The 24,831-nt window shown below is 54.5% G+C and carries 24 protein-coding genes and 2 pseudogenes; 6 read left to right on the top strand and 20 right to left on the bottom strand.

Features of this window, described 5'->3' with window-relative positions; translation table 11 throughout:
- Nucleotides 1-2: 2 nt before the first annotated feature.
- The 12 genes from K1X75_17025 to K1X75_16970 form a co-directional block, all read right to left on the bottom strand.
- Entirely contained in the window at nucleotides 3-3,053 is a 3,051-nt protein-coding gene (locus K1X75_17025; GenBank protein MBX7059769.1) for a DUF1156 domain-containing protein, read from the bottom strand.
- Nucleotides 3,050-4,123, bottom strand: a complete 1,074-nt coding sequence (locus tag K1X75_17020) for a Fic family protein (GenBank protein ID MBX7059768.1) — start codon at nucleotides 4,121-4,123, stop codon at nucleotides 3,050-3,052. Before K1X75_17020 ends, K1X75_17025 begins: the two co-directional genes overlap by 4 nt.
- A 78-nt stretch (nucleotides 4,124-4,201) precedes the next feature.
- Nucleotides 4,202-4,807: a DUF3780 domain-containing protein gene (locus K1X75_17015; protein ID MBX7059767.1), complete on the bottom strand. Its 606-nt coding sequence runs from the start codon at nucleotides 4,805-4,807 to the stop codon at nucleotides 4,202-4,204.
- Entirely contained in the window at nucleotides 4,804-7,887 is a 3,084-nt protein-coding gene (locus tag K1X75_17010) for a DUF499 domain-containing protein (GenBank protein MBX7059766.1), read from the bottom strand. Before K1X75_17010 ends, K1X75_17015 begins: the two co-directional genes overlap by 4 nt.
- A 622-nt stretch (nucleotides 7,888-8,509) precedes the next feature.
- The gene (locus K1X75_17005; protein ID MBX7059765.1) at nucleotides 8,510-8,785 is read right to left on the bottom strand and encodes a type II toxin-antitoxin system RelE/ParE family toxin; all 276 of its coding nucleotides are present in this window, start codon (nucleotides 8,783-8,785) and stop codon (nucleotides 8,510-8,512) included.
- Nucleotides 8,775-9,017: a CopG family transcriptional regulator gene (locus K1X75_17000; GenBank protein MBX7059764.1), complete on the bottom strand. Its 243-nt coding sequence runs from the start codon at nucleotides 9,015-9,017 to the stop codon at nucleotides 8,775-8,777. The genes K1X75_17005 and K1X75_17000 overlap by 11 nt, the downstream gene beginning before the upstream one ends.
- A 1,207-nt stretch (nucleotides 9,018-10,224) precedes the next feature.
- The gene (locus tag K1X75_16995) at nucleotides 10,225-10,938 is read right to left on the bottom strand and encodes a hypothetical protein (protein MBX7059763.1); all 714 of its coding nucleotides are present in this window, start codon (nucleotides 10,936-10,938) and stop codon (nucleotides 10,225-10,227) included.
- Nucleotides 10,935-11,591, bottom strand: coding sequence for a hypothetical protein (locus tag K1X75_16990; protein ID MBX7059762.1), 657 nt, complete (start codon nucleotides 11,589-11,591; stop codon nucleotides 10,935-10,937). Before K1X75_16990 ends, K1X75_16995 begins: the two co-directional genes overlap by 4 nt.
- Before the next feature lie 272 nt (nucleotides 11,592-11,863).
- Nucleotides 11,864-12,184: a type II toxin-antitoxin system MqsA family antitoxin gene (locus K1X75_16985; protein MBX7059761.1), complete on the bottom strand. Its 321-nt coding sequence runs from the start codon at nucleotides 12,182-12,184 to the stop codon at nucleotides 11,864-11,866.
- Nucleotides 12,181-12,516: a type II toxin-antitoxin system RelE/ParE family toxin gene (locus tag K1X75_16980; protein MBX7059760.1), complete on the bottom strand. Its 336-nt coding sequence runs from the start codon at nucleotides 12,514-12,516 to the stop codon at nucleotides 12,181-12,183. The genes K1X75_16985 and K1X75_16980 overlap by 4 nt, the downstream gene beginning before the upstream one ends.
- A 360-nt stretch (nucleotides 12,517-12,876) precedes the next feature.
- Nucleotides 12,877-13,101: a hypothetical protein gene (locus K1X75_16975; GenBank protein MBX7059759.1), complete on the bottom strand. Its 225-nt coding sequence runs from the start codon at nucleotides 13,099-13,101 to the stop codon at nucleotides 12,877-12,879.
- Nucleotides 13,102-13,482: 381 nt separating this feature from the next.
- Complete coding sequence (locus K1X75_16970; protein MBX7059758.1) at nucleotides 13,483-14,022, bottom strand: hypothetical protein; 540 nt, start codon at nucleotides 14,020-14,022, stop codon at nucleotides 13,483-13,485.
- 293 nt (nucleotides 14,023-14,315) lie between these two features.
- On the opposite strand from K1X75_16970, the pseudogene K1X75_16965 reads away from it, so the two are divergent.
- Nucleotides 14,316-14,602 (top strand): annotated as a pseudogene (locus K1X75_16965) (BrnT family toxin).
- A complete protein-coding gene (locus K1X75_16960; protein ID MBX7059757.1) occupies nucleotides 14,599-14,826 on the top strand; it encodes a BrnA antitoxin family protein in 228 nt (75 codons plus the stop codon). The pseudogene K1X75_16965 and the gene K1X75_16960 overlap by 4 nt, the downstream one beginning before the upstream one ends.
- Before the next feature lie 248 nt (nucleotides 14,827-15,074).
- Here the strand turns inward: K1X75_16960 and K1X75_16955 are convergent, their stop codons facing one another.
- Entirely contained in the window at nucleotides 15,075-15,878 is an 804-nt protein-coding gene (locus tag K1X75_16955; protein MBX7059756.1) for an SH3 domain-containing protein, read from the bottom strand.
- 465 nt (nucleotides 15,879-16,343) lie between these two features.
- Nucleotides 16,344-16,949: a hypothetical protein gene (locus tag K1X75_16950; GenBank protein MBX7059755.1), complete on the bottom strand. Its 606-nt coding sequence runs from the start codon at nucleotides 16,947-16,949 to the stop codon at nucleotides 16,344-16,346.
- A 305-nt stretch (nucleotides 16,950-17,254) separates the two neighbouring features.
- On the opposite strand from K1X75_16950, the gene K1X75_16945 reads away from it, so the two are divergent.
- From K1X75_16945 to K1X75_16930, 4 genes and pseudogenes are all read left to right on the top strand, one after another.
- On the top strand, nucleotides 17,255-18,130 hold the full coding sequence (locus tag K1X75_16945; GenBank protein ID MBX7059754.1) for a site-specific DNA-methyltransferase: 876 nt from the start codon (nucleotides 17,255-17,257) through the stop codon (nucleotides 18,128-18,130).
- Between the two features lie 7 nt (nucleotides 18,131-18,137).
- A complete protein-coding gene (locus K1X75_16940) occupies nucleotides 18,138-18,746 on the top strand; it encodes a hypothetical protein (GenBank protein ID MBX7059753.1) in 609 nt (202 codons plus the stop codon).
- 142 nt (nucleotides 18,747-18,888) lie between these two features.
- Nucleotides 18,889-19,799: pseudogene (locus K1X75_16935) on the top strand (IS3 family transposase).
- Between the two features lie 342 nt (nucleotides 19,800-20,141).
- Complete coding sequence (locus tag K1X75_16930; GenBank protein ID MBX7059752.1) at nucleotides 20,142-20,294, top strand: transposase; 153 nt, start codon at nucleotides 20,142-20,144, stop codon at nucleotides 20,292-20,294.
- A 179-nt stretch (nucleotides 20,295-20,473) separates the two neighbouring features.
- Here K1X75_16930 and K1X75_16925 read toward each other — a convergent pair whose 3' ends face one another.
- The 6 genes from K1X75_16925 to K1X75_16900 form a co-directional block, all read right to left on the bottom strand.
- Nucleotides 20,474-20,725: a DUF4177 domain-containing protein gene (locus tag K1X75_16925; protein MBX7059751.1), complete on the bottom strand. Its 252-nt coding sequence runs from the start codon at nucleotides 20,723-20,725 to the stop codon at nucleotides 20,474-20,476.
- Between the two features lie 17 nt (nucleotides 20,726-20,742).
- Nucleotides 20,743-20,967 carry a membrane protein insertion efficiency factor YidD gene (gene yidD / locus K1X75_16920; protein MBX7059750.1) on the bottom strand — a complete coding sequence of 75 codons (225 nt, stop codon included), beginning with the start codon at nucleotides 20,965-20,967 and terminating at the stop codon, nucleotides 20,743-20,745.
- A 225-nt stretch (nucleotides 20,968-21,192) separates the two neighbouring features.
- Nucleotides 21,193-22,110, bottom strand: a complete 918-nt coding sequence (locus K1X75_16915; protein MBX7059749.1) for a CsgG/HfaB family protein — start codon at nucleotides 22,108-22,110, stop codon at nucleotides 21,193-21,195.
- A gap of 267 nt (nucleotides 22,111-22,377) precedes the next feature.
- Nucleotides 22,378-23,079 carry a hypothetical protein gene (locus K1X75_16910; protein ID MBX7059748.1) on the bottom strand — a complete coding sequence of 234 codons (702 nt, stop codon included), beginning with the start codon at nucleotides 23,077-23,079 and terminating at the stop codon, nucleotides 22,378-22,380.
- Nucleotide 23,080: 1 nt separating this feature from the next.
- Nucleotides 23,081-23,266, bottom strand: coding sequence for a hypothetical protein (locus K1X75_16905; protein ID MBX7059747.1), 186 nt, complete (start codon nucleotides 23,264-23,266; stop codon nucleotides 23,081-23,083).
- 347 nt (nucleotides 23,267-23,613) lie between these two features.
- Nucleotides 23,614-24,831, bottom strand: a 1,218-nt coding sequence (locus tag K1X75_16900; GenBank protein MBX7059746.1) for a hypothetical protein, incomplete at its 5' end; no start/stop codon positions are given.

Here is a 24,831-nt window from a genome sequence, read left to right as displayed (position 1 = left end):
CGTCAGTCGATATCGTTTTCGATGAGACCGGCCAGCAGTTCCGCCATGCGGCATTCCGCTGCGCGTTCGGGGAGGGTGTGCTGAAAGCGAGCCAGGTAACGCAAGAGCGCCACGATATGGGCGCGCTTGCGCCCGAAGCCCTCGACTTCTGTCTTCAGATAGTTGCGTCCCGATTGCGGCGATTCATCCGTCGTAGCCACGGACACGGCGTACAGCAATTGGCGGACCAGCGTCGACCCGAAGCCCTCCGTTCCGAGGTTCCGATTGCTGAACTCGCGCGCCGATTTCACCCGCGCCTCATTGGCGCGAGCGCTGGCCAGAAGCTCCGGGTAGTCCCGCACGCCGTACGTTCGCGCCAGCTCCTGATAGGCGCCGGCACGCAGCTCACCCTTGGATTCCAGATCCAACCCGCGGAGGTAGAGCCGTTCCACCGGGGCCAGATCGTTCCAGAGCAGTTTGCCGAGGCCTTCCGGAATCCGAATCGAAGCGGCCACATCGCGTGCGTTTTCAACAATCGTTTCCAGAGCGCTCTTGACCCCTTTGCCGCGCGGCCGGGTCAGTTCGCGTTCCACGTCGAGGTCCTCTATTTGCCCGTACCCGGTGAGCACCCGCAGGGCTGCGGCGTAGGCGGCCAGTTGGTAGTCCGTGTCGCCGAAGTTGGGTTCTTCCTTGTCCTCGATGCGCTCCATGGACTCCACCTGTCGGCGCACTTCCTCTTCAATGCGCGGTACCAGTTCATCCAGGAAAGCCGTCTCGGTGGACGTGTTCTTGCGGAGCACGAGCAGCACGGTCCCCTGCACGTAGTTGCCGTCTTTCAGCGCCGAGGTCGTCTCGGTGGCAATCGTCCACGCGGCGGTGACATGCAGACCCGAGGCCCACAGAATCACGGCCAGATCGGCCCAGACGCCCGCATCCTGGTGCGTGAACATCACGATTTGCAGGCCGTTGTCCGGCATGTGTTTGGTCAGGTTCGAGTAGGCGGCCACCATGGAACGGCGAAAGTCCTCCCCTTCGCCCTTGATGGCCAATGCGCGACGGGAGTCGGTGGACCATTCCGGAAAGAGCTTGGCCAGGTGCTTTTCATACCAAGCTAGGAAGAACTCGGAGAGCTCGTGGTAGTTCACGGCGTCGGCATAGGGCGGGTCTGTGATCCAAACGTCGCAATCCGCTTCCAAAGCCAGAGCGGAGCACACGCCACAGACGGTGCTTGAGACAAAAGCCTCACGAGACATATCCGCGTTGAAGAAGTTCCCCAGCGTGAGGGAGAGTCCTTTCGCCCCGAAGTTATACATGACATTCAATGCTTGATTGAAGAACGTCTGCGCAATCGATTCACGGTTCTGGCCCGTTCCCCACCGACAAAGCTTGGTGACCCAGTCGGTCACTCGGCCGAGAGCCAGCAAAGATGCCACTCGCATGGGTGCCGAATCATTGTGCCGCATGAGATGTAGGCTAGTCGCCCCAAGAAAGAGGAGTTGACGGGGAGGAAATAGTTGATGCCAGTGCGTCCACCCGCGCGTCCGAATTGGCTCGCTAGTCTTCGGCCCCGGCTCAATCTTCTTGTCCGGAATGAACCCCTGCTTCTGCCAATCCACGAAGCGTTCACGCAGCAGTTCCAGCACGCGCTCTTCTCGCGCCTGATCCTCTGCATCGGGCTCGGCGTAATAGCGCTCCTCCTGCTTGCGCAAGGTTTTGTCCGCGATACGCCGCTCAAAGTTGTCCAGTGCTTCGGCCTCGGCCACCGTCAGTCGCTTCCAGACTTTGCCGTCTTTGATTTCGTAATAGGGGGCCACCCACCGAATGCAGTACAATCGTTCCTGAAATACATCGTCCGGTCGCGGAACGATGTCGTCGGACTCCCACAGGCGCAGGCCCTCCGCATTCTCCCGGCGGATCAAAGACATGGGCACGCGGTTCTTGTTCTTGGGGTGGACCACGTAGCCGCCCTGTACCGTGCCAGCCTTGGCAGCCTTCATCTCGGCCGGCGTAGCATCCATCTTGATCCGGATGCGATAGCGCTGCTCTTTGGGCAGCGGTTCCAGGATGGCCACCGTCTTGGTCTTCTCGCCAATCACCCAGCTCGGCGCAAGCGGCACCCGCCAGCCCGTCTCGGGATCAAGCACCTCCATGCAGTAGAGATAGGCGTCCGCGCGATGGCCTTTGGCGTTGTGCTCAATGCCCCACTCGGTGATCTGCCTGTCCACGGCGTTGTAGATCTCTTCCTGTGCACGCCGCACCTCTTCGGCCACCTCGGGGCCGCCGCCCACAATGTTCAAAGCAGCCCAGGTCAGGAGCGCCGCTACCGGGTTGAGATCGCTCGCGTAGACATCGCATCCCAGTCGTGCGGCTTCAAAGGGAATGCTGCCGCCGCCGCAGAAGGCATCGCCCACGCGCGGGACATGGCCGAAGCGCCGCATGCCCAACTCACGCACGAGCTCGGGAAGGGACGCGGCAGAGGTGCCGAGGTGGGAGTTGATCTTCTGCCACGCTTCAGGAGAAGGCCCTTCAAGATGCTCGGCGCGCACGCCATACTCGATCTTCTCATCATAGTAGAGCGATTGGAACGCCAGCCGTTCGAGCGCCACCTTCTCGGCGGTCGTGGCGTCCTTCTTCCAACGGAACGAGTCTTCCTTCCTGGAATTCGTCGTGACAAATCCAAACAGCGTCGACTTGAGGTCGTGCGTCAGTCCGGGAAGCGCGCTGGCAAAGTCGCCTACTCGGGCTACCACCCGGTCGTGATGCTCTTCGTCCGTGAGCACTCGCACGATTTCCGTGGGCGCGATGTTTCTCTTCGCCGCTTCCTTTCGGCGCCAGAGTCCCTCTTCGTCCATGGTCATCAGGGCCAGAAAGACTTCACGGTCCTTCTCTGAATCATCCGTGGCCGGCAGCAGAAGTCCCAGTAAAGCGGCACGCACCAGTACAAGCGGCTTTCGCCCCCACCACTTTCCCAATCCGGTGAGCGTCTGGCTGTAGTTGGCCATGCGCTCCTTGTAGGACTCCTTCGAGACCTTGGAGACCGGGAACTGGTCTTCAATGAAGGTGCGGTCGTTCAAGCGGTGTCTCCCAGCATTCTGAGAAGATGCGTATTGGCAAAGATGTGGTACTTACCGACGTGCAGATCGCCGATGTACTGCGCGTCGCGCAGTTCGCTCAAGTAGCGGCTGGCCGTCATATAGTGCACTCCGATTCTCTCCGCAAGTCGGGTCGGCGTAATGAAGGGACTGGTGAACAGTTCCTCAATCACTCCTGCGCGGACGATTTTCCCGTGGCTTTCCAGGGCGGCTTCACGCATCCAGGTGTACAGCTCCTGCACGCGCAGGACAACTTGCTTGGTGTCCAGGGCCTGCTCATGGAATCCGGCCAGCATGAACAACACGTATTCCTCCCAGGCCCCGAGCGCCGAGACATTTCGGAGTAAGCGATAGTACTCTGCCCTGTTGCGATTGATGTAAGCGCTGATGTAGAGCACCGGCACCGAAAGCAGACGATCCTGGACGAGCTGAAGCACCATCAAGATCCGACCCGTACGCCCATTGCCATCCACGAAAGGATGGATGGCCTCAAACTGGTAGTGGGCCAGCGCCGCCTTGATCAACGGATCGTAATCCGAATCACTGTTGGCGAACGTCTCCCAATTCGCCATCAGTCGCGCAATGTGCTGCGCTTCCGGCGGCGTGTAGACGGCCTCTCCCGTCGCCAAATTCTTGATGCTGTTTTGCGTACGGCGATAGCCGCGCACTCCCGGACCCATCAATCTTTCGTGAATCCCAAGGATCAGTCGTGTGGAGAGCGGCAGAGCGCCCAACTGACCATAGCCCCAGGCAATCGCTTCACCGTAGCGGCGGACTTCTTTGTTGGCCTCCCGCTGCTCCACCTCCGGAAAGAGTGACTCCTGCAGCACTTCCTCCAGGGTGGTGTGCACGTTCTCGATTTCCGAACTGGCCAGTGATTCCTTGATGACCGCGGGAGAAAGCAACAGCATCGGGTTCGACATTTGCTCGGTGTACCCTTTCAGCTCGGCCACTGCGGCCCGGATGTCCGGGAGTCGCCGGTAAATCGGCGGGTCATCAGCAATCCACCTGGGCGGCAGATCCGGCAGCGCAAAGGGCTTCTGGGGATCCATATGCTGCATTTTTTCATTTTTTACGACATATGTCCGCCGCGACATCACATTTTGCGACATATAGCGCCCGTCGCTTGTTCAGTCGTCATGCTCCACAGGGTTCTCGGTCAGCGCAAAGCGCAGCGCCTTGCGCCAGCCGCGCCCCCGGCCGCGGACGGCCTGCCCGGTGGCTGCATTGGTCATGGTAAAGAGCCACCAACGCTCCTCGGGCTTCAGACCCTGCCAGTTGCACAGAGCCCTTGGCACCGCGCCGGGTTCCGCCTCCTCAATGGCCCAGCACAGCACCAGTAGCTCCTTGCCGAAAAGCCGCGGCAAGATGTTGTATCCTTTGCGAAAGCGTGAGCTGCGCAGCCCGGTTCGCTTCAGTCGCTGGTTAAAATCGAATTGCACGGCATCTTCAATCAACGACCACTTTGCCAGCGGCAGGATCACGCGCATCCCCGCATCTGTCGGCTGCAGCGTGTAGTCAATCCGCCTGCGCTCCGGACTCGTGAAATACTCAAAGTGCTCGCTCACGTAGACGTGCGGACCATCCTTTTCGGGAATTGTGACAACAAAGTGATGCGCCGATTCCTCCGGGACCAAACCGAAGCTGAGACCGCTCTCCGTGTCGGGGGCCTCCGAACCACGAGCCCTATGCGTACTCGTCTTCCTGGCCGCCTTTCTTTGGGGCGATTTGGTCATTGCTGCACGTCCTCAACGCGATAGGAAAGCGAGAGTTTTGCCACGAAATCTTCGAAGTCGGCGCCCCGTGGAAACTCCAGCCGCGGCACAATTGTCTTCACGTTGGTATCCACACGCGCCTGACCTTCTGCAAAGAACGGCTTGCGCAAGACTTCGACCAGCTCCTTGAGGTCTCCACCGGCAAGCGATACGCCGTTGCTCGAGCTATACTCAACAAAGTCCTGGCCCACGGCAGAGATAACGATACGAACCCCTAATGCACGCCCCTGCCGTGCGATTAGTTCCTCATAGAAGCGAAAGCTGCCCTCCGTCGTTCCAAACTCCTGCCTGGCCTTCAATACAAGCGACCTGTGCGGATCGATAGTCCGCCTTTCGCTGGTCGGATCAATGGTAACTTGCAGCACATCAGATTCAATTCCGTCCTTTTCGGCAATCACCTGGATGAGGCACTTCTTCTTCACTTCGAAGGGTCCGGAGTACGTTCCCCCCACATCCCGCGGGTGCGAGCCATCCGTCGTGTAGCGAATCGGCGCATCCGGCACGGCCTTCAGCTCCACAAGCGTCTTCCCGCCCTGGTGCAGGGGATTGTAGGCAAGCGTGATTTCATTCTGCCAGTAGACCACGTCTCCCACCGGATGACCGTTCTGCGAATCCACACAGAGGAAGCCCACGCGCATGGCCGCCGTCTTAAAGCTCTTCAAGTCCGTGATGCGCGTGGACCCCTCTGTCGGCGGAGCTCCGACGTCGAAGAACACCTGGTCCCCATGCAGCGGCTCAACGCGCAGAGTGGCCGCCCCGGTTTCGCGATCCCGATCCAGCAGGGCAATTTGCACTCCCGTCGCCGGCGGTGGGAAAGGCCCCTTGTTCACGAAGCGCCCGTTCTCACGCCAGAAATCCTGCCGCAACATTCGATCTTTGAGTCGCTCCAACGCGTCGGGACGATGGAATTGCCAAACCGCCTGCATGGCCGCACGCTTTCTTACCTCCGCCCACTCCATCTCCTGACTGCCGAACAAGCGTTGTTCGCACTTTTTCCGAAACGTGTCGCTGTCCACGTCTGTCGTGAACTTCTGTTTGGTCTCAAGAGTGCTCCGGATCTGTTGCTCCCCGTTGTAATCGTTGCCCACGAAGTTCATGCTGAAGTCGGCCGCCATCAGCTTGTCCTGAGAGGGATAGTACAAACGCGTGAACGTTTCCCGGGCAGCACTCGTGAAGTGATTGCGGTACTGGTCGCCCAGTTCTTTAGCTTCCCGGAACTGCGGGTCGCTTTCGGCAATCTTGTCGGCGCTCATCTCGTTCAGGACGGCTGCGACGGCCTTCAATTCCTTGGCCGTCTTGATCAGCGAGTCCATACCGGCCCGGTCCCCGCTCAGAAATAGAACTCGGTTCTTGTACACCTGCTCGTCATAGAAAGACGCAATGGCTGGATCCAGCACCCCGGGGTTCGGTTTCTGAACGAGCAGCACCACTTTATCCACATTGAGCTGGATGCTGTCCAAGGGCTGAAGCACGGCCACAGACTGGTAGACATCGCGCGTGGCGGGCTCGAATATCTCCCCTATGCGCCTGCGAATCTCCTCAACGGATTGATCCTGATTGTAGGTCCGGACGAATGAGTTGATCCGTGCGACGACGTTCTGCACATCCTTGACGACATAGCGGCCATCCCGATCCGCGTGCAGGTACCAGCAGCTCGTCCGCAGAGCCGGAAGCACCTTCTGGCGAATTTGCCCGATGTCCCGACCGGGAGACACCAGATAGTGCACAAGCTCAGCCTCGGTGAGACCGCGAACAGTATTTTGAACCTGACCGAGCGAAGATACGAGGATTGTGGTCAGGGCCATCTGGTGGAGAGGCGCTTCCAGACCCTCATCAAGGCGCTCGGCCTCAGAATTGCCTCCGTCCGCGATGTCGTGACTGATGGCGTTCGTCAGTGCGGAATTGATCTGCGTAATCTGCGTATGCGTCTCAGCATTGTTCAGGTTAAAGTCCGCGGGAGCGAGCAGATACGTCGGCTGCTTCCTTCCGGAATTTTCGTACAGAGAAACCACGAGCGCCCGCAACAAACGCAAGAGCCCACGAGTCTGCTGAAAGCCGGCATTGTCCTTGAACCGTGCGTAGAGGTCCCTAACTGCCGGGTGAAAGGGATAGGAATCCCTGATGCGCGCGGCAAAATCTTCCGGCCGGGCATCGGTAAGGTCCATCTGTTTGGCTTTTTCGAGCTCCTTGCGGTACCCCTCGGCAATCTCATCGATCTGCGTTTCTGCTGGAAGCGCCGCAAACAGCTTGCGCTTGAGGATGTGGTAGACCTCATCCGAGTTCTGCCTGACCGGCTCCAGGTTCAGAGCGGTACGTCCCACTTCATTGTCAAGGTTGGCGAGCGCCGCCCCCAGGCTGGCAGAGCCTCCCTCGTAGGTAGCGCGGAGGTCGGAGATCACGACCAGCACATTGCCCAATTCCGCCTTATTCGCGGCCACAATCAAGTTGGCAAGAGCGGTTGTCGTGACGACTGCAAGATTTGAATCGCCCACCTTCAGGCTCTGAGCGTTCTCGAAGTAGGGCGGCATTTCATCGAGGAGGATCAGCAGGGGCTCCCCTCTCAATAGATTGACCCAGGCTGTTTCTCCGGGCGCCTTGAGACCGTTCTTGAAGTAGGGGGCAAAATCCCCTTCCTTTCCGATCTGCGCCGCTATGCTACCCCAAACCCCGTTTTCCACATCGCTCTGACGGCCGGAGAATGCGGCGACCCGCACCTTCTCCCGGTAGGAGGCAAACTCGGGCACGACCTTCTCCCTGATATCAGGACGCGCCGCCAGGAGGCCCAAGGCTACCATGTTGTGCGTTTTACCGCCGCCCATCGCTTGTGTGAGTTTGATGACGCTGATGCCGGTCTTGCCCTGGAAACGGTCAAAGGCGGCCCTCAAAAGATGCTGCATGCCCTCCGTAACGTAGTTCTCGGTGAAAAACGAATCAGCATCAATGCCATCCTGGATCAGGTCCGTCAGGTTGAGCGCATAATCGCGGTGGATCTTTTTGAGTACGTCCGGCCGTGGAGTACAGAGTTCTTGAACAGTTTTCATGGATATTCGATAGTTCTCTGAATACTGACAGTTGAGGGTCTTGCTCCTACCTGCCAATACTGGAAAGCGAATTCTATTGAGCCGCACTAACTTTTCAAACTATTCACGGCGCGTCTGACATGCTGACCTGCTCCCCGAAAATAGCCGGCGGTCAGGATCAAGATTTCGGGGAGTGCTAAAATACCGGCGCGGCTTGCCCCGAAAGCACGGGACGAGGATAGGCAAGATCAAATTTGCTTACTTATTCGGCAGCCTGGCCAGACGCACTCCGTGGCAGCCGCTAGATGGCAAGGATCGACGCGCCGTACGGACGACAAGAGGTCAACGCGCAATGGCTGCGCTACTCCATGGTCCACAACACCGAAAAGATCACCAACGCCGCTGATATCCGGCGTTTGTGAAAACGCAGTCCGTGGGCGCGAGCAGCTATTCGAGCGTCGCACCGCAAAAAACTTCGATTCGCCTGAATCGGATCCAGAAAGTTCGCCTGAATCTGTCCCAAAGGGCGGAGCGAGGATAGGCAGCCTCAAATTCTGTACTTAGTCGCCAGTCTGGTTATCTGCCGTTTGCCCCGCACCGAGATCGCTATTCCACATAAGCAGTAAGCCACGGATGGCGTTTTTCACCGGAAAGCATCTTTCCGGTGCTGGATATTGGTGAGATAAACCGCTCTGGCATCGTCGTCAATGACATAAGTAATTCGGTAGCGTCCAATACGGTAGCGATAAGCGAAAGGGAATTCACCTTTGAGTTTTTTGATGTTTGGTCCAGCATGTGGCGACCTCTTAAGAGACGGATAGACAGTTCGCAGAAGCTTGCCGGAGAGGTTACTGATTTTGAGCTTCTTCAGCGATTTGGCATAGACTTCAGTTTCGAATACGGCGTATTCAGAGGACACGCTTGATTCTGCCTTTCTTGATGTCCTGAAGCGCGGCTTTGAAATTCGTCTGGAAAGAAGGGTCGGCCAGGATCTCGTTCATTTCTTCATCGGAGACAAACTGATCCTCCACAAGATAGCTCCGGGCGGCCGTTTCGACATAGTTTGAAAGTGTGCGGTTTTGAGCTCCGGCAGCCAGCTTGAGGGCCCTGTAAAGGCGTTCATCGACGCGAAGGGTTATGGTTTTGGGCATCTGAGTACATCCGCTACAATCTGATGCAATGTTATTCAATCCGTGGAATCTGTCAAATCAAAGAGTTGGCGTTCTCTCGCGGCCACGGATGACCGCGCTTCCTGCGGGGCAAATGTCAGATAACGTTATAGCTAGCCGAAGTTTGCAAGCGAAGCGAAGCGAATTTGCCCGAAACACTGCGCGGCGCGCGCGCTTCGAATATTCCGAAACCAGCGCGCGAGCGCGTGAAGCAAAAAGGCAACGCCCAATGGCTGCTCTATTGCATGGTCCACAACATTGAAAAGATCGCCAACGCTGCTGATCTCCGGCGTTTGTGATCGCGCAATCCGTGCGCCCGGGCCGCCATTCGCGCACCGCCCTGCGAAAAACGTCGAATTGCCTGACTCCGATCCAAAAAGTTCGCCTCGATCTGTCCGAAGGGGCAGGCGAGGACAGGCAGCTTCAAATTCTGTACTTATCCGTCAGTCTGGTTATGCGGAGTTGCACCCCGGGGTGTTACGGCATGCTCATATCGGCACAGGCGGCGCATGGGGAGTACTGCGGGATTGCTCAGTTCCACCCCTCGTCAATCCATGAGAACGCGTCCCCGGACTGCGTGTCCACGATGAGGTGGAGACCGCACACAGGGCCGTCGGGAAACTGTCCGGAGCCCTGGAAGTAGACCGAGCGCGCGAGGACCAAGTTCGGCGGCGCGAAGTCGCCCGGAAACGGTTGGGAGCTAAGCTTCTGAAAATCGTCCAAGAATTGATCGCTCGTCTTCTGTCCGATGGCGGGCAATCGAAGGTTGGGTTCAAATCGAAATGATTCCGCCCAGATGTAGAGGGGCGGAAAAACAGTTTCGGCAAGGAATGATGCGTAGACGGTCCGAGGTTCGGATATGTCAAAACCCGAACAGGCCCGAAGGGCAGAAGACACATCCGCCGCAGAGCGTTGCTTGATCTGTCGAAATTTAACGCGAGCGAGAGCCGCAGACAAGCTATCCAGCGGCCGGTGGAGCTGTGCCACCATTCTCCGACACCCCGATGCTTCAAATAAGACGAAGAGCGCCAGAAGAGGCAGCAGAGCTTGCGATAGGCTCGGAGTACAATGTCGCATGACGGAACAGGCTACAGGATGTCCGGCCGCAGTCCGGAGGCGGTTGATGGGCGGTCCGCTACGCGCATTTATTCAGCCCATAGGGTAACGCGAGTTATGCGCCGTGAACAACTCATTTTCTCCCAAATCCATGGGGTTCCCAATACTGAATTGATTCGAAGTATTCGGCCGATCCGTGTACTTGCTCGCACATCGGCGTCAAGCATCGTAGCGCAAGCCTGCTCCCTGCAAGTGAAAAAGTCATATCGGGCGAAGTTTTTTCGTCGCAATCAGGTGACATACAGGCGCGAATTGAATCGACATTTGTTGACCAGCGTCCTCTGAACGCCGGCACATCGCAATATGCCGAATCCCAGTAAGTTCCGTCGGGATCAAAGGCCTTTGCATCGCAAACAAAGCACCCGACGCCGATGCATCCGCCCGTGAACTTAGAAGGATTGAGATGCGCGGCAGGATAGTCTGGCGCACCTATGTACGCGTCGAAGACCCAGCCGGAAATTTCCGTTGAATGGCCTGAACGGGAATGAAGAAAATAATTGGCATAACACCAATGCCCTGACTTTCCATCGACGAGCGTCGATTCGGAACTGCAACCCAGCAAGCGAAAATGAACCGGGTACGGAATGGTGATCTCAACGGCGGCCGTCGTCGACGCGTGCTCGCGGATATTGAGGCCTGATTTCGCAATGACGCGTACGAAGTGGTTCACCTCGTATGGCACAAAGGAGCCCACAGCTTCACTGCGCGGATCTGTGGACGGGAGGCTGCTTGGTTTGCAGAAGCTCGCGAAGACCAGGGCGACTGCGAGAATATGACTGTTGTTCACAAGATCCTTCCCCCAAGTTGTTCAGGGCGTATAACGGAGAGGATAGCCGGCGTTCCGTCGGTGGCGAAATGCGGTCCAGCCCGATCCGGTGCGCGCCATCTATTCTGCCGCCAAACGGCGCGCATCCGGACGGAGGCCAATGAGAAAAACGACGTGAGCCGTTTGGCCGTAGAGGGCGCAGACCCAGGGAGGCGCGACAGTGCCGACGCCGCAGGTATCCGGAAGTTATCCGCTGTTGGCCAGCATTTCGATAACCAGCGGCCCGATAGCAGGGGCGCGATGGCGCTTACAAAGGCTTCTACTGGAGCGCTCAAACGGGAAACATCGGCTTCGGAGAGATCGGCTACGGGCGCCCTGACGGCATCGAAAGACCGAGCCAGGAAGAACGCGATGTTCTCAGCCGGCTGGCGCCTGGCGATAGCAGCGCGAACGAATGCAATATTCCCCTGAAGTTGTAATGCTGGGAAGGCGTTCGTAATCTGCTCGAGGAGAAGGGCCGCTTCGGCGGCCAATGTCCAGATGAGGGTATCGTCAGCTGGCGTGGGCGAGTTGCGCTGAAGTTCGTCTTCGAGCAGGAAGAGGGTTTCAGAGATCAGGGAGATGAGACGATCAGGTCGAACGCCATCGTGCGTCATCTGAAGGAGGATACCCATGTTCTGGCTGGCCCCTAAGCATATATAGGGCTTCAGACGCTGGCCAATGGCGCCTAACGTGTGAAGTTACCAGAAGCGCGCAAGGTGCATTTGTCCGCCGCACGGCGCGGTGCGCACGCTTCTTATGTTCCGAAACTGCGCGCAACCGCGCGAGACAAAAAGACGAACGAAACGAGCCGTTTGCTGAGAGCGCCAGGACCGAACACCGTAGCGAAACGAAGTGCAACGAAGGGCGGAGCTTGTAACGAGAGTGATACGCAGTTGCGCCGCTCTTATTTTGCTGCAGCGAATTCTCCGACAACCTTTGGTTGCCTCTCAATAATTTGTAAAAGTCGAATTGAGGAGCCAGCTGGTTTGTTCCGACCGGATTCCCATGCTTCCACCGTTTTGATCGAAACACCAAGGACATCAGCGAAGCGCCGTTGAGAAAGATGAAGATTTTCACGAATCTTCTTAATCTTTTGACGACTTATTTTCGGAAGTGGCGCGATTTTGATGGTTACAGTTCTGCCCGCAGACTTTTTTCCTGCTTCATACTGAACTGCCTCACCGAGACCTTTGAGGATGCTTTCAGCAACTGATTGCTTTTTCATGATTTCTCTCCTGCAAGGGCTTTGATGAAGCTACGAATCTGTTTTTTCTCTGTCTCAGAGAGATCATCCTTTTCATTCTTAGGATAAACCGTGACCAGGTAGATTGTTTCTTTCAGCACGATATCCACGTATGCAACTCTAGCTCCACCTCGTTTTCCGCGACCAGGAAGCGCCCATCGCAGCTTTCTCAAACCACCCGTTCCGGAGACCACCTTACCCGCATCTGGATGATGACAGAGAGAGTATTGTAGCTCCAGTAAATCATCGTCTGTTAAGCCTAATCGAGCCCATTGCTTGTCAAATTCCGCAAGGATGACAAATTCCCTGGTCACAGAACAATGTATACCCTATTGGATAGGGTGTCAAGTATTTCTATTCCGAGTGGCGCAATTGCGTATGACGTGTTCGTGTATCTGAAGTTTGCGCGAAGCGCAAATTTGTCCGCCGCACGGCGCGGTGCGCGCGCTTCCAATATTCCCAAATCCGCGCGCAACCGCGCGAAGGAAGAAGGCGAACGAAACGAGCCGTATGCTGAGAGTGCCAGGACCGAACACCGTAGCGAAACGAAGTGCCGCGAAGGGCGGAGCTGGTAGCGAGAGTTCGGTGAAATGCCCCGGCGTTTCAGCGCTAACGCAGGATTCTTCGAAACTGTCGACTTTCGTGGATAACCGCAAAGACGGAAAGGGAATATGTCACCGTAGCCGGGCGAGGAGCTGGGCCTTCAAATCTTGCCAGGGAATGCCAGGTTTTTCAGCATCTTCCGCCAGCCGACGCTCCAGTAAGTCCCGAACATCATCTTGCACATCTACTGGTTCTTTTGCAACAATTGTGTCCCAGATAGTGGAGAGCGCATCCAATTGCTCGTCTATGGATAAATTGGCGATCTCGGCCAGCGTTGAATTCGGGGATACTGGCACCAGCGCTAGGAAAACCTGACCTCTGCGTTTCGGCAAGCACGTTAGGCCCTCCTGCTGTAGCATCAAAAAGTGTTGCGTATGGCGTGTGAAGCGGCGTGGCAGCTCTCATGATCACCGGTATGGACTTTGCCGGATGATTTTTCTCTCGGCAGGACATTTCTGCTAACGTAGTGAGCTAACCGACGTGCGAGCAAAGCGAGCATGTGCCCGAGTAGCGGGGCCGGATTACAGCCGTGCGCGCCTTAGCAATTTGCCAAAATTGCGCGCACCGGCGCGAGCAGAAACAATGAAATGTTTCCGCGAGAGTCCCGCGTGGCCGAGGACGTACCGCAAGGCACGTCGCAGCGTGAATGTGAAGTTGTACGATGCGCCCGGTTCGAGTTAGATCGGGAAAATCGTTTCGATGTGGGCTTTTGCCGCGTCTCCACGCATGTGGCGGATATTCGCATTTCGCTTGCGTTCTGAAAAGAACTCATCTTGCGCCGCCCAGAGAATGAAAATTTTCTTTATTTCGGTCTCACGGTGATAGTTAACGACGATGTAGTTTTCCCCTTTTATAACAGCAGATTGATTGATGGCGAGACCGCCATTCTTGCATATTTTAACTTCCCAACGATCTTTCCCGCGAGCGAGATCCGCAAAGCCAAGGCCACGGTGGAAGGTTTTACAGTGCTGAATGATAGAGGTTTCGATCTTCTCCGACAAATCGCGCGCAATCACACCAGCGGAGGGGGCTTTGAACCCATATTGATCGAACACCGGAGTTATCCGCTCATAAAGATTGCGAAGTTTCATGAACGCGGATTCCACGGCAATGATGATGGCTTTTTTCTCCAGCGCGGTGAGCGGGCTAGGCGGCGCATAGGGCTTCGCCAGCGGCAAAAGCTTCGATTGGGAAACTTTCTTGGGTTTTGGACTCATTGTAACCCCTGAACCGGGCCTTTCGTTTGACGGAACAGGCTAAACGACGGTGCGAGCAATGTGCCCGAAGGACCGCTCCGGCACGCGCCATATTTTCAGCACGCCAGGGCGGTGCGTGTCCAGACGAGCGCAAAAAGACGAATGAAATGAGCCGTTTGGGCGGAGAGGGCCAAGCGGCCGAGCACCGCAGGCGAAGCCGAGGAGCGGAGCTGTTGGCCGGAAGCCATACGCAGTTCCGCTCGAAATCGTTTGCTTGACCGCATGCGTATTGCTATCATATTGACAGTATACATATGGAGTTACGGTTCGAATGGGACGAGGCGAAGAACCGCGCGAACTTCCGAAAGCACGGAGTCTGGTTCAAGAGGGCCAGAGCGTTTTTCATGACGAGAATGCGCGCTTCATGCCCGATCCTGACCATTCCGACGGGGAGGATAGGTTCGTTTTGCTCGGTCTTTCACACGATGTACGGCTGCTGGTCGTCGTTCATTGTTACCGTGAAAGTGACGAAGTAATCCGGATCATTTCCGCCCGGAAGGCAACGAGGCCGGAGAGCCGGCAATACGAGGAGCTTTTATGAGGAAAGAATACGACTTCAGCAAATCCAAGAAGAATCCTTATGCAAAAAAACTTCGCCGACCTGTGACGATCCGGCTCGATGTGGATACGGTGGGTTATTTCAAGAGGATGGCAGAAGAGACGGGAATCCCGTATCAAAATCTGATCAACCTGTATTTGGCCGATTGTGCCGCGAAGCGAAAGAAACTCGATATGAACTGGCGGCCTGCGGTTTCAGCAAGATAGCGGTTCCCCTTCGCGCGGAATTTCGCATAACGAATTAGGGTAAACGAAGTTGGCCGAAGGCCAATTTCTCCGCAGCCCGGTGCGACGGGCGCGATTCTTTTTTCAGAATCGCGCGCGTCCGCACGGAGCAAAACGAGGCGAACGGAGTGAGACGGTTTTGCGGAGAGGGCCAGGACCAAACACCGGAGCGCCGTATTGGGCGCAAGGAGCGGAGCGTTTACCCGAAGCTATGCGATGCGGCGAGCTGCTCAGCAGTCCGCACAAAAACTGCTCCAGACAAGCTTTCCATTTTCTTCAGTAACAAGAATTCTGAAAAAGTGGCCTCTCTGGCGAACGTACTCAATACGAATTTCACTGGGTGTTACAGAGATGTTTTCCATATCGGCAGGATTTTCAGAAAAAAGCTTTAATACCTCAGCGATGCCTTGCGATGGTAGAAATTGCAATTGTAAAGGTCCGGTTCGAATTGAAAAATCACAGCTCAGGAGAGTTTGCAACTGCGGTGCATTTTGCGTACGGACTCCGGCTTTGATGATCTCAGCAAATTGTGCCAGCGTAAGATTTGCGTGGTTTGCTGTGAGACGGCAAGTTATCAGATCCATTCGATACTGGGCTTCTCGTGAGGCGGAGTACAGGCCATGGCAACCTTCTGAGCGCTGTGCGTGTGGAAAATTTTGGATGATCTCCCCATATTCTGCAATGGCCAGAGTCGGATTCGACCTTTCAACTGCTCCGGCGGCCGAAAAAGCGAAATCGACTCCAAGATTTTCCGGCGCAACAAAGGCACCGAAAACCCACCCTGGATTTGAACAGGCACGAATAACCTTCACCCAGACAGCTGTCCTGCCATCAATAGTTTGCAAGTCATGAGTTCTTTCAAGTTCAATAACAGTGTCGCCCTTGTTATATGAACCAATGACATTTCCTGACAGCGACGGTTCCGTTCTGATGCGAACGCCGTCGGCCGAAATCGATCTTGTACGAGGATCCTGGCCGTAGATTTGACCACAAGCAAGGAGAGCGAGTAAATTTGTTCTGGCCGGTATCTTCATATCAGCGGACCGTTTCGCATAACGTTCTAGCTACGCGACGTTGCCGCGAAGCGGCAATGTGCCAGAAGGCCGTCGCGGCAGGCGCCCTGCCATATTCCAGAATAGCGCCTGTCCGCGCGAGCGCAGCGAGAGGCCGAGGGCCGAGCACCGCAGGCGAAGCCGAGGAGCGTAGCGCGTAGCGGGAGTTAAACGATTGGCCCTCGCGCGCAGATCACGTGAGCTATCGCCGCAGACAGACAATGCGGCCGTCCGAAGCGCCGTCGCAAAGAACGAATCACAAGGCGCCATCGATCGGGCGCTTGTTTGAGAAAATGCATTCATATCTAGAGAAGTTTTCCGAAGAGAGGAGACCTTCGCCCGTCAGCATAAGAAAAGAAGAATATAGCTTTCGTCGGCCGCATTGCGCGAAAATCGCGCTAGCACGACGGGCCTTTCGTTTAACTCATTTTAGACGAAATTGCCCGCTCATTGAGCAAGATCCCTGTCGGCCAAACGTTCAACAAGAGCCCAGACTTTGGGATCCGTCCAACCCTGCTCATAGAACCTCTTCACTATATTGCAATTGTGGGTTGCATAGAAGACTAGGTGCGGATGGCCGGGTGACAATTGGTTGAGTTGTTCGAGAAGCTTATAGATGGCGATTTGCAATTTTGTCCCTACTTGCGCATGCCAGCCAACGGTATTCATTGTGAAGACACCCACTTGCGACCTGTGAGGAAGGTTGGTGGCGTAGATGGTCCCATCGGTTGACCCAACCAAAGATATGATGCTCCCGGTAACAGTATCCAGACGACCTGTGTAAAAGCCCAACAATTGAATTGCGCTTTCCATATGAGGTTGATCTCGGCCCCCTTGCAGTTCTTGATGGGTAAAGTACAGTGAAAGCAGCACACCAACAAAGGTGGCGAAGGATAGAAGTGGATTAACGACACCACCGAGATAGTCACCGAATGTCCCCCAGTCTGCTGGGTCGGCCGAGACTCCATGCGCTGAAAAGTGGATTACATAGACCAATACGGTGGAGAGATAAGTGCCGCCAACGATTGCACCGATGATCCAAAGTTTTTTCATTATTCAGATTCCAAGCGGGGCTATTTGCGCCTAACATTTTAGCTACCCGAGGTTCACGAGTAAGGCGAGCAAATATGCCAGAAGTATGGCGCGAACCGATGCATTCTCGTAATCCGGTCTGCGCTGGCTTCGTGCGAGCGGAAAGTTTCCGCAAGAGCACGAGAGGCCGAACACTGCAATTGCCAGGCTCCGGGGCGCGGAGCGGCGTAGCGTCAGCCATGCGCGGCGCTCGAGGGCATAGCGGATACTATACATATGTGTGCTTTGCTTGACGTTCTCTCGAGCCGAACGCAAATTGTCCCAATATGGCACGCTCGCAGCAACTTAGATTGGTGAAGCCTGGGCACTTTGATTCGCGGCCATTTTTCAAAAAGGCTGTGAAACCCTATTTTTCAACGAATTTGGGCGCTTTGTTTGAGGGTGATTGCATGAGTATGCTGCCGCTGATAAAGGAAGGGTCGGTCGACACCGTTTTTGCGGATCCGCCATTCAACATTGGAAAAGTTTATCGTAGTAGAACCAATGATAATAGACCTGAACCTCAATATTTGGATTGGTGCAAAGAGTGGATTCGAGAGTGCGTACGCACGTTGAAACCGGGCGGCGCCTTTTTTCTTTACAATCTTCCGAAGTGGAACATTTTGTTCGGCGCCTTTCTCTATGAATTGGGAATGGACTTTAGGCATTGGATAGCGTTGGAAATTAGTGTCTTGTTGCCAATCCAGGGGCGGCTGTACCCAAGCCACTACAGCCTTCTGTATTTCACAAAGGGAAAACCACGAGTCTTCCGGAAGATCCGCACACCGATTGAGTTGTGCCGTCATTGTGGTGGCGAGATCAAGGATTACGGAGGACACCGAAAGGCAATGAATCCGAAGGGCGTAAACCTTAAGGATGTTTGGACCGATGTTCCACCTGTGCGACACGCGAAGTTCAAATCAAAGAATAGAACTGCAAACGCACTGTCCACTAAGATCACAGATCGCGCTATTGAGCTGTCCACTATGCCCGGAGACTTGGTCCTTGATCCTTTCGGTGGCAGCGGAACGACTTATGTATCTTGCGAGTACAAACATCGGCACTGGATCGGCATGGAGATCGACTATGCGGATGATATTGCGGAACGTCTGAAATCGGACGACGTGAAACCGCACAAGAACGGAGACTTCGTAGAAGGATGAGAGCGGCTTGAAAATCGTTCATATTGAGACGCTTCTCAACGTCGGTCCCTTTTCCACTTCCGCGGAATGGGCGCGGCTGAGGGAGAATCTGCTGTCCGAGATTCGGAGGATTGATTGGCCGCCGGGATCAGGAAAATTTACGATTCATCCGCAAAGTGGGAAGCGGCGGGGCGAAGGTAACGGTGTCACTCCTATCAAAGATGGCTTTATTCAAAGACTAATAGCGCAAGGCTGGGACAGGGAACAACCCCTAGACCTTGCTACGAACGTACGGCCGGGGAAGCTGGATGCGGTGAATAGAGTCGGCAACATCATCATAGCCTTGGAATGGGAAACGGGAAACATTTCCTCGAGCCATCGTGCTCTAAACAAAATGGCCTTAGGTATTCTTAAGAAAGCCCTGAACGTGGGAATCTTGGTTGTGCCATCGAGGAACCTTTATCAGTACCTCACTGATCGGGTCGGAAATTTCAATGAGCTCCAACCATATGTCGATTTGTGGAAGGCGCTGAATATTGAAGACGGAATTCTCGAAATTGTCGTTGTTGAGCAAGATAGCGAAAGCGTAGACGTGCCGCGCATTCCGAAGGGTACTGACGGACGTTCTCTTCAATAGTCCGTCTCCCAACCCGGCACATGGTGCAGACGTTACGCTGACGGAAATTGCGAGCGTAGCTGACCTGCCCCCCTGAAAGGGGTCCAACAGGACTGAGAAAATCCTCTTGTACCGGAGCGTGAAAGGGAACAAGAGGTTTAAGATGAAAAGGAAACGCTTCACGGAGCCCCAGATTCACGGGGTTTTGAAGGAAATGGAATCGGGCGTGACGATGACCGATGTCTGTCGCAAGCACGGGATCTCGGAGCAAACCGTCTATCGCTGGAGGGCGAAGTACGGAGGCATGGAGCTGAGCGACCTGCGTCACATGAAGGAGCTAGAGCACGAGAACTCGGAACTCAAGCGTCTCGTCGCGAACCAGGCTCTCGAGATTCAGGCGACGAGGGCCGTTCTAAAAAAGCTGTGAGCCGGACGCGGAGACGATGGGCCGTGGACCAGCTCAAGAAGCACGGGCTCACCGAGCGCCATGCCTGCCGTGTCTTGCAGGCAGGCCGGTCCGCATACCGGCGCAAACCGAAAGAGAAAAACGACGAGGACCTCAGACGCCGGCTGCGGCAGGCACAACAGCCCAATGAACGATGGTCGATGGATTTCATGAGCGATACCCTGTATGACGCAACCGTGTTCCGGCTGCTGAATGTTATCGACGACTGCACCCGCGAAGCCCTCGCAATGGAGCCGGACTTCTCTCTGCCGGGGATCCGGGTCATCAGGGAGCTTGAAAGATTAATCGAGTTCCGCGGTCGGCCGGGTCAGATTGTTGTCGATAATGGACCGGAATTCATCTGCAAAGCGATGCAAAGCTGGGCGACCGATCACCGTATTGATCTCCACTTCATCGAGAAGGGGAAGCCGACTCAGAACGCTTTCATCGAGAGCTTCAACGGAAGGGTGCGCGACGAACTGCTCAACAGCAACTGGTTCAGGAACATCCGAGAAGTTCGCCGAACCGTCGAAAGTTGGCGTAAACAGTACAACACGGAGCGCCCCCACAGCTCATTGAAGTACATGACCCCGGAGGAATTTGCTTTACAACAACATATGGCCTCATAGGCAAAATCTAACAGACACTCTGGTATCCACGCGGGGGGCAGGTCACTGCTCTTCACGCGGAATGGCATGTCACGTATTTAAGTAGCCGAAGTTGCGCGCAACGCAATCTGTCCGTAGCGCGGCGCGGTGCGCGCGGCTCTAATAATCAAAAATCCGCACGCGCCCGCGCGAAACAAGCAGGCGAACAAAGTGAGCCGTTTGTTGAGAGTGTCAGTACCGAGCACCGGAGGCGAACGAAGTGCAGCGAAGGCGCGGAGCGGGGATCGAGAGTTGAGTCTGTCGATGTACCCGCCAATCTGAAACTGACCCGGTCGCCAGCTCTATTCAAAACGCATGGGCATCGTGGAGCCCGTGTTTGCGAACATTACCTTCCAGAAAGGGCTCAATCGTTTCACGCTGCGTGGTCAACAAAAAGTAAACGCCCAATGGCTGCTCTATTGCATGGTCCACAACATCGAAAAGATCGCCAACGCTGCTGATCTCCGGCGTTTGTGATCGCGCAATCCGTGCGCCCGGGCCGCCATTCGCGCACCGCCCTGCGAAAAACGTCGAATCGGCTGGCTTCGATCCAAAAAGTTCGCCTCGATCTGTCCGAAGGGGCAGGCGAGGACAGGCAGCTTCAAATTCTGTACTTATTCGTCAGTCTGGTTGTATGAAGTGCTACCGCGGTGTCGTTAAATTGCTTTTTTAAATATGAGCAACTTGAACGTCATTGCTTCAGCTTTCATTCCGAATAATCCTGCAAAGCAACCAGGATTTTGAACGGAAGAAATCTGATCCGCTTGAACAAGTTCCCACCCATCTTTTGCAGATTCATTGATTATATTTTGATAAGCAATTACAGCTGCACCATGCGGGTCCTTTCCAGCCTTTCCTGTATCGAGTACAGTCGGAACGGGAACGCATTTGTAGTTAAACTGTGCCATTGTTTTCTCCTTTTGTCTTATGGGCAATCTTGACCGCCATTAGGATATCGACATCTGAATAGTCGATTTATTCCTAATGAAATACCTTTTATAGAACCATATTTGTGAATTGCCATAATCATATAGTTTGAGCAAGTTGGCTCAAATCTGCAAGATTGCCTAATCCTTATAGGGGCAATTTTTTGATATAATTCTATCAATGTACATAAAACCTTTTGAACTGCCTTACCTCCTTTGTTCATGAACTAAAAACCCCGCAGCATTTCATGCAATGATATGCATACACGACGTTCGCCGGCGGCGAATGTGCCCGAGTGGCGGCGCCGTGCGCGCCTTTGCAATTTACCAAAATTGCGCGCACCGGCGCGAGCGGAACAAATGAAATGTTTCCGCGAGAGCAACGAGTGGCCGAGGACGTGCCGAAAGGCACGCCGCAGCGTGTATGTGAAGTTCTACGAAGGACCGGCTTAACGATCCAGGGGCGCTATTTTAAAAGTAACGGTTAAGGCACCTCTATTGTTTTGCTGGTCTTTATCGTTAATGGTGCACTCAATGAGGCCCGTCCCGTGAATGTCTGAATTGCCGACTGTAAAGAATGTCTGCTGGCCCGTTACGCGACAGAGCAAGGCGCCATGGTTGAAACTGCGGTCGATGCGATAATCACCATGACGCGATGGATTCGCTGAAACTCCCGTTCCGTCGAATTGATAACCATCATTGGTCATGGACCAGTTCCCCTCTGTCGTGACTTCAACTGTGACACCGCCCTGAATGGGCGCCTGGACCTGCTGCCAACCCTGATTCGCCGTTACCGCGTGCGTGTATGTGGACGATCGCTCCGGGTAGTCGTTGTATAGCTGCACTACATTGCCGGTTAACGGGACTATGGCGGTGGCCACCGAAACCACTTTGCCGCCATCAAGCGACACTAGCCGCGCATCGACTCGGATACTTGACTCGCGCTTCTGTAGGGTACCCAGAAGTATGTAATCGACCCCGGTGAGTTGCACAGAACGAAGCGTGTTAGGGTCCATGAGGCCTGTTTGGTACAAGTTGGATTCCTTGAGCAACTCCTCGATTCGCAGGCGTTCGACCAGGTCGAAAGTTTCTGGAGCGAACATCTCGTTTTGCAGAGCGTTCCCCAATAAAACGCCAAGCTTTGGTACGACCGAACGATACTCGGCATTCGGCGTTATTAAGTCTGTCCGGGCAAATGAGGCGATACCTATGGTTTTCTTCTCCGAGGAGCGATAGTTTTCCAAAAGAGTGAGCTTGAGTTGTCGCGCAGCCACGTCAACGGCCTCCTCATTTGGAATTCGCACAGGCGATGCGCGACATATGGAAAAAATACTCATGAGGACTACCAGTAAGAATCTCGAACGCATTGTTTGCCTCCCTTCATTAATCAAAGATCTTGATAAGATCGCATGCCGGCCTTTTGCATAACGAAAGAGGGTAACCGAAGTCGTGAGCGAAGCGAACGATTTGCCCGAAGGCCCGCTCCGGCGCGCGCCATTTATTCTGCCGTAAGGCGGCGCGTGTCCGGACGTAGCCCAAAAAGGCGAAGCCGTTTGGGCGGAGAGGGCCGAGCGGCCGAGCCCGAGCCTGTCGAGGGCGCAGCGGTTACCCGGAAGTTATGCGAACGTGCCGCCCTATATTTCAAAGAGGTTTGGTTGACGCCGTGGATATTTTTCGTCTTCGATAACATCGAAGACGCTTCTGATATCTTCATTGCCCGGTTGGTTCAGAAAAATCCGGAATGAATCGTGTTGCGTTTCTGCACTTCCATCACGAGCTACAAAATCGAGGACCTTTTGCGTGACAATGCCCTGCACTCGCCGAAAGAGTGTGACTGCTTCCGGCAGGTCGATTTTCACGAGCCGAAATTCCTTGAGGAGCCGGTAGGCAAAAAAATGGGCCAATGGCGAGAGATGGAATAATCTGGCATCCGGAGAGAGATCGTCCAAAGGTGCTTGCGGAGCGTCATCCCTGCGTTGAAGGACGTGGCGTTTGTGGAAATAGTAAAATTCAAAGGAAAAAATCTTCCTATAAATGATATTACGCGGCAAATTGTTGGCGAACCGGTAGTAAAATACGTACCGAATGTATTCGGTGTACGCTCCGGCGAGCGCAGCATCAAGCGGGCCGACTGAAACAAGCTCCGAAAAAGGGTACCCCAATGCTTCGACGTGACGAGACCATTGATTCATCAGCGCATGGAAGATCTCAACACGGTATCCCACAACGATCTTGAGGTTTCGCTGGATTTCAGCGCTATTGTCCTCGAGGATCTTGTCGATTTTGTCGCGCGCGAGAAAGTAATCCCGAACCTTCCGGGTCAGTTCAGTGTCCAAATCACTTTCCCAGAAGTTGCTTTATGGATTGCTCCTTTGCATTCTCTGCAATCATTGCATCAAATTCGGCATCGGGTTCAAGGAGAAGAAACGGATTATATCGAGGAGCCTCGTTTTTCTCTTCGGCAAAGACTTTCTCAATGGCTTTCTGAACTGCGACGGGATCGAAATCAGGGATCAAAGGCATAGACACCTACTTATATGCTATACACGCGACAAGTCTCCATTTAGGGGACATAATTCTTTACATCATTGTCGGAGAAGCACACTTTTTGCAATCTCAAAATTTTGACAAGACAAATGCTGGGGAAAGCACCAAGGGCGGCATTTCGCGTAACGTATTTAGTTCCCCGAAGTTGCGCGAAGCGCAATTTGTCCGCAACACGGCGCGGTGCGCGCGCTTCTAGTATTCCTAAATCCGCGCGCACCCGCGCGAAGCAAAAAGGCGAACGTGTGAGCCGTTTGCTGAGAGTGTCAGGACCGAGCACCGGAGCGAAACGCAGTGTAGCGAAGGCGCGGAGCGGGGAACGGAAGTTATACGCCGTTGGCTGCGGTGAGTTTTTCAAGAAACGCAAACGCATCCATCTCCTCGAATTGCACATTGGAATTGAAAAAGATGCTACGAATTCTCTCCTTGCGTGAATCAGGAATCGACGGGTCCACGATTGTGACCTGACGCGCAGCGCCGAAGGAAAGAGGTTTCCGCTGGCTCTCGCGAAACATACGTTCTGCGGTGATATCGGACTCAGGAAAAGAATAACCAATTATGTAAGTGGACTTAGAGGCAGTCAGTCTTTGTGTAGCTCGGTACCAGATATCAGTGATAAGAGGATCTTCGAATCGTTTTCCGTAGATGGGCGGAACAATATAAGTGGAATAGTGGAATCGACTCGAAGATTTCGCGTCGAGATAGCGAGTTACTTCAATTGGATCCAATGGTCGCTTGTTTCCTCCTGGATCGTACGGAAAATCGAGGAATACATTCTGAGGGATCCCGGGATAAGGGAGGTGCGGAGTGCCCCAGTTAAATGATCCGTGTAGCTTTAGAACCTGAACATTGCTCTTCTTGTAAAACTTGGTTAGCAATGGCTGAAGCGATGAATTAGGGATAAAGTGGGGAGGAAAATCCAATGTCGGACCGTAGCCAGTTGCTGGAAACCAATGATCTGTGCTGTGAAGCTCGTTATCGACTATAAGATCATAATTGAATGTGATCACGTAAGCGTTGTTGAAAATTAGATGATTGATACATTTGCGTAGTCGATCGCGATTCTGGCCGGTAGCTTTTGAAAAAACATTTCGGTCGGCAAGCACGGACTTCAGAATGGAGATGAGAGACCCGAATAAAGTTCGAAATTGGCCGACGTCTTCACCTTCAATTGGTAGGGGCGTATTGACGAGGAACGTTGCTACTACCTCGAAGTTGACGTCATCAAATGTTCCATTGAAGTATTCGTGAATATAGCTCTGAAGGTGCTCTTTGTAGGAGTCGGATTGAAAAAGACCTCGAGTTTCTGCGATCCTTAGGAGATCCTTCGTAAGAGGTAGGTCTGGATTGAATGAATGAGAAAATCCGGCACCTAAAACAAAAGTTAACATAACAAAATCACCGCAGCCAATGGCGTATAACGTTCTAGCTACGCGACGTTGCCGCAAAGCGGCAATGTGCCAGAAGGCCGTCGCGGCAGGCGCCCTGCCATATTCCAGAATTGCGCCTGTCCGCGCGAGCGAAGCGAGAGGCCGAGGGCCGAG

It is taken from the genome of Leptospirales bacterium (assembly GCA_019694655.1).
In the GTDB taxonomy this organism is placed as follows: Bacteria; Spirochaetota; Leptospiria; order Leptospirales; family Leptonemataceae; genus SSF53.
Note: the sequence above shows the minus strand (reverse complement) of the source record. Positions and strands in the feature narration are given on the sequence as shown.

Coding starts and splice junctions, on each gene's coding strand:
- K1X75_16945 (MBX7059754.1), top strand. CDS start 17,255: ATGGCACGCTCGCAGCAACTTAGATTGGTGAAGCCTGGGCACTTTGAT.
- K1X75_17020 (MBX7059768.1), bottom strand. CDS start 4,123: ATGGATCCCCAGAAGCCCTTTGCGCTGCCGGATCTGCCGCCCAGGTGG.
- K1X75_16990 (MBX7059762.1), bottom strand. CDS start 11,591: ATGGGTATCCTCCTTCAGATGACGCACGATGGCGTTCGACCTGATCGT.
- K1X75_17015 (MBX7059767.1), bottom strand. CDS start 4,807: ATGACCAAATCGCCCCAAAGAAAGGCGGCCAGGAAGACGAGTACGCAT.
- K1X75_16985 (MBX7059761.1), bottom strand. CDS start 12,184: ATGAAAAAGCAATCAGTTGCTGAAAGCATCCTCAAAGGTCTCGGTGAG.
- K1X75_17010 (MBX7059766.1), bottom strand. CDS start 7,887: ATGAAAACTGTTCAAGAACTCTGTACTCCACGGCCGGACGTACTCAAA.
- K1X75_17000 (MBX7059764.1), bottom strand. CDS start 9,017: ATGCCCAAAACCATAACCCTTCGCGTCGATGAACGCCTTTACAGGGCC.
- yidD (MBX7059750.1), bottom strand. CDS start 20,967: ATGAACAAAGGAGGTAAGGCAGTTCAAAAGGTTTTATGTACATTGATA.
- K1X75_16915 (MBX7059749.1), bottom strand. CDS start 22,110: ATGCGTTCGAGATTCTTACTGGTAGTCCTCATGAGTATTTTTTCCATA.
- K1X75_16955 (MBX7059756.1), bottom strand. CDS start 15,878: ATGAAGATACCGGCCAGAACAAATTTACTCGCTCTCCTTGCTTGTGGT.
- K1X75_16960 (MBX7059757.1), top strand. CDS start 14,599: ATGAGGAAAGAATACGACTTCAGCAAATCCAAGAAGAATCCTTATGCA.
- K1X75_16950 (MBX7059755.1), bottom strand. CDS start 16,949: ATGAAAAAACTTTGGATCATCGGTGCAATCGTTGGCGGCACTTATCTC.
- K1X75_16970 (MBX7059758.1), bottom strand. CDS start 14,022: ATGAGTCCAAAACCCAAGAAAGTTTCCCAATCGAAGCTTTTGCCGCTG.
- K1X75_16905 (MBX7059747.1), bottom strand. CDS start 23,266: ATGCCTTTGATCCCTGATTTCGATCCCGTCGCAGTTCAGAAAGCCATT.
- K1X75_16925 (MBX7059751.1), bottom strand. CDS start 20,725: ATGGCACAGTTTAACTACAAATGCGTTCCCGTTCCGACTGTACTCGAT.